General features: G+C 69.2%; 3 protein-coding genes. 2 read left to right on the top strand and 1 reads right to left on the bottom strand.

Annotation, left to right across the window (positions count from 1 at the left end):
- Positions 1–114 precede the first annotated feature (114 nt).
- Positions 115–729: an FAD-dependent monooxygenase gene (locus tag KIK08_RS37765; protein WP_214408111.1), complete on the bottom strand. Its 615-nt coding sequence runs from the start codon at positions 727–729 to the stop codon at positions 115–117.
- 82 nt (positions 730–811) lie between these two features.
- Between KIK08_RS37765 and KIK08_RS37760 the strand changes: the two genes are divergently transcribed.
- Positions 812–1492 (top strand): helix-turn-helix transcriptional regulator, encoded by a 681-nt coding sequence (locus tag KIK08_RS37760; protein ID WP_214408110.1) that lies wholly within the window; start codon positions 812–814, stop codon positions 1490–1492.
- 1131 nt (positions 1493–2623) lie between these two features.
- Positions 2624–3748, top strand: coding sequence for an NDMA-dependent alcohol dehydrogenase (locus tag KIK08_RS37750; RefSeq protein ID WP_214408109.1), 1125 nt, complete (start codon positions 2624–2626; stop codon positions 3746–3748).
- The last annotated feature ends 200 nt before the right edge of the window (positions 3749–3948 follow it).

Genomic DNA, 3948 nt, shown 5'->3' with positions numbered 1-3948 from the left:
CTGGCGCGCTCTACGCCACACCACCGCAAGCCCGTCGAGAATCGGTGACATCGTCGCTGCCGCACGAGTGCTCACCCATTTCGAGCAGATCGAGCTACGCAGATCTTGCTGAGATCACCTCAGTGCGCCACGTTCGTTCAGCACGCCGTAGCCCGGCGGCGGAGGTGAGTCCGCGTGCGCGTCGCCGAGATAGGCGTACGTGTCGGCGTCAGTACCCGGGAATTCGATCCCGGCGGTCTGCCGTACCGTGCTCCCCGCGCCGTCGGCGCCGATCACCCAGCCGGCTCGCCAGGTCTCGCCTGATTCGGTGACGACGCGTACCTCGTCGTCGTCCTGAGTGAGCCCGGTGACGGATCGGCCGCGCCGGATCTGAGCGCCCAGGGCGAGCGCCCGCTCCAGCAGAACCGCCTCGGTGCGATGCTGCGGGAACGCCAGCATGAACGGATACGGGGTGTCCAGTCGGGTCAGATCCAGCCGCTGGCTCAGGAACCCGAAGTGCCAGGCCGGTAGCGGGATCCCGCCGGCCAGGAACGGGTCGACCAGCCCACGCATGGCGAGTTGTTCCAGCGTGCGGGCATGCACGCCGAGCGCTTTGGAATGTGGCGACGGCATCTCCAGCCGTTCCAGGACCACGGTCTCGACGCCGGCCAGCCGTAACTCGGCGGCCAGCATCAAGCCGACCGGCCCAGCCCCGACGATCACTACTTGGGTCTCGGTTTCGGTGTTCACCCGGCCAACGCTATTGCGGTGCTGCGGCCGGTGCCTTGACCCAACGCGACGAGTATTTCGTCTCATGTTGTACGGTCCGGCGATGCCGAGCGTTGCCGAGCGTCTCACCGCCGCGTGGGGCCGGGCCTTCTCCGTTGTGGAGGATCCGGAGGGCGCGCGTCAGGTCGTCGGCCTGCGGGTGCACGCCGATGCCGGGCAGGCCGAGCACGGGCTTCTCGCCGTGCATCATGCGCTGCTGCGCCTGGTCGGCGACTACGGACCGCGTTCGGTCGATCTCCCGGTGGGCCCGGCGCGCGACGAGCACCAGTACTCGGAGACGTTCGGCGCCAAGGTGCGGTTTCGGCGTTCCCAGGCGCTGCTGCGCCTGCCCGCCGGGGTGCTGGCCGGGGCCGCGTTCCGTCCGGCGAGCGACCGTTCCGACCTGGCCTGGCGCGTGCGGAGCCTGGTGACCGAACGGCTGGGCCGCGAGTCCACAGCGCTGGCCGACGTCTCCCGCACGATCGCCGTCCACCCCCGTACGCTGCAACGCTGCCTGGCCGACGAGGGTCTCGGCTTCGGCGAGATCCTCGACTGCGTCCGACGTCAGCAGGCCCGCTCCTATCTGCTCGACACCGATCTGCCGTTGGCCGAGATCAGCGCCCGGCTCGGATTCGCCGAGCAGGCCGTATTCAGCCGATGCGCCCGGCGCTGGTGGGGCGCGGCGCCATCCCGGATGCGGCCGCCACCAGTCGGTGAGCAGCCCGTACCCGCCGAGGGGCGATAGCCTCCAGGCAGGACCTGATCGTCGATGTGATCGCCGGTGGAGGTTGCGCCGCAGGCGTTCACGGTGGCCTTCCGTCGATGCGCTGAACCGGCTTCGGAGCCGATCATCCATACCGGACGGTCGGCGCGCGTATGACGAGGATCCCGTTGTCCTCGATCAAGGATCGCGCGGCACGGGGCCCGTAGACGTACCGACGGCAGCAGCCGAGTCGTCCAGACACCGGTCACCTCGACCGCAAAGCTCGGCGAGTCGAATCGGTGAGGACCCCATGCAACCCGAACCGTTGTCGCCCGACACGCGACAGTCCTGCTGACCGACTACGCGGTCGGCTTCGCCAGCCTGAGACATCTCGGCGCGTGTGCGACCACGTCGCCCCTTCGTCAGTGACCCTTTCCAACCTGGTCGGGGTAGGCGGCGCCGGACGTGAGTGAAGCTCCTGGTAGACGAGTGATTGCCTAGATCAACTCGTACTCGCCCTGACCGAAGCACAGCAGTTGGCCGGCGCACCGCTGATCGACCTTGCCGGCCGTGATGACGAGGCCAACGCCGTGCCGGTGGTGACGATCGTGACCGACAACGGCGGCCCGTTCCGCACCCACCCCGAGCTGCGCGCCACGTCCGCACCCGCGTCCGCTCACCCGGGCAGAACGGCTCCCGCGAGCGCGGTTCGGCACGCTGAAGTACGAGCGACTGTTCCTCGAAGACATCCCCGACGCCCTGGACCTGATCGCCCACGCTGAGGCCTACCGGGTCGAGTACAACACCGTGCGCCCGCACGAGCACCTCGCCTGGAACCGGCCGCTGGATGTCCACACCGGACTCGCTGACCTGCGGATCCCCGACCACCGTGCAGGCGGACTGCGGGTCGTGCCGGAAGCCTTCTGGGAGGAGGCCAATTCGTGCTTCCCGCACCGGAGCACTGGCTCGAAGGTCCTCGGACCTGGCCCTGAACCCGGTGTGTCAGTCAAGACAGGTGTCCTCAGCGCGGTGCTGCGCGGCATCGACGGGCCGCCCAAACTACCGTATGGTTGAACAGCTCGACTCGGTGCGCGGGTCGGGGTGGGGCGTGACCCCACCGGGACCGTCGGTGCCGCCGGAACCATGACGATCGACGTCGGATAGGGGATAGCCATGACTCTCACCACGAAGGGCGCGTTGCTCTGGGAGCCCGGTACGAAGTCGGGCTGGAGCGTCGAGGAGATCGAGCTCGACCCCCCGAAGCGGGGCGAGGTGTTGCTCAAGCTGGCCGCGTCCGGACTCTGCCACTCCGATGCCCACCTCGACACCGGCGACATCCCGCTGCCGTTCGCCCCGGTCCTGGGTGGTCACGAGGGTGCCGGGGTCGTGCAGGAGGTCGGCCCGGAGGTGCACGACCTCCAGCCCGGCGACCACGTGGTGACCACGTTCCTCCCGTCCTGCGGGACGTGTCGCTGGTGCTCGTCCGGGATGGGCAGCATGTGCGACGTCGGCGCAGGCGTCCTGGGTGGCAAGGCCCCGGACGGGACCAACCGGATCCACTCCGGGGGCAAGCCCGTCGGTGCGATGTCGTTCCTTGGGACGTTCTCGCCGTACGTGGTCGCACCGATCACCGGTGTGATCAAGATCGATAAGGACATCCCGCTCGACAAGGCCGCCCTCATCGGTTGCGGGGTGCCGACCGGATGGGGTTCTGCCGTGCACGCCGCCGGGACCGAGGTCGGCGACACGGTCGTGGTCGTCGGCACCGGCGGGGTCGGGGTGAACGCGGTGCAGGGGGCCCGGCTGGCGGGTGCGAGCACGATCGTCGCGGTCGACCCGGTGGCGTTCAAGCGCGAGATGGCCGAGGAGCTGGGGGCCACCCACTCGGCGTCGAGCCTCGAGGAGGCGACCGAATTGGTCCGCGGACTCACCGTCGGCGTGATGGCCGACCGGGTGATCCTCACGGCCGGCGTGGGTTACGGCAATCTCGTCGGGCCCTGCGGTTTCCTGACCCGCAAGGGCGGCACGCTGGTCATCACGTCGGCCGCTCCGGCCCTGCAGGGGCAGGTCGACCTCAACCTGCTCGATTTCGTCATGTCGGGCAAGCGGTTGCAGGGTTCGCTGTACGGCTCCTGCAACGCGCGGGTCGACGTCCCGAAGCTGATCGAGCTCTACCGGCGGGGGGACCTGGAGCTCGACCGCCTGGTCACCCGCACCTACGCCCTGGAGGAGATCAACCAGGGGTTCGCGGACATGGACGCCGGGCGCAACATCCGCGGCGTGATCCTCTTCGACTGATGTGGAACGGTCTTGTCAACCCCGGGGGTGGAAGCGGTCTCGGGCCGCTTTTGGCCTGCGACCTGCTGTTTTCGAGCAGGCGTCGGGACCCCGGGGTCAACACGCAGCGCCCGCAGCGCAGCGAGGACGAACGGTGTTGAGGCCGGGGTGGCGGCTGCTACCGGTGCCGGGGTGGGGAACGGGCAGGGTGGGGCCCACGC

It is taken from the genome of Pseudonocardia lacus (genome assembly GCF_018531445.1).
In the GTDB taxonomy this organism is placed as follows: Bacteria; Actinomycetota; Actinomycetes; order Mycobacteriales; family Pseudonocardiaceae; genus Pseudonocardia; species Pseudonocardia lacus.
Note: the sequence above shows the minus strand (reverse complement) of the source record. Positions and strands in the feature narration are given on the sequence as shown.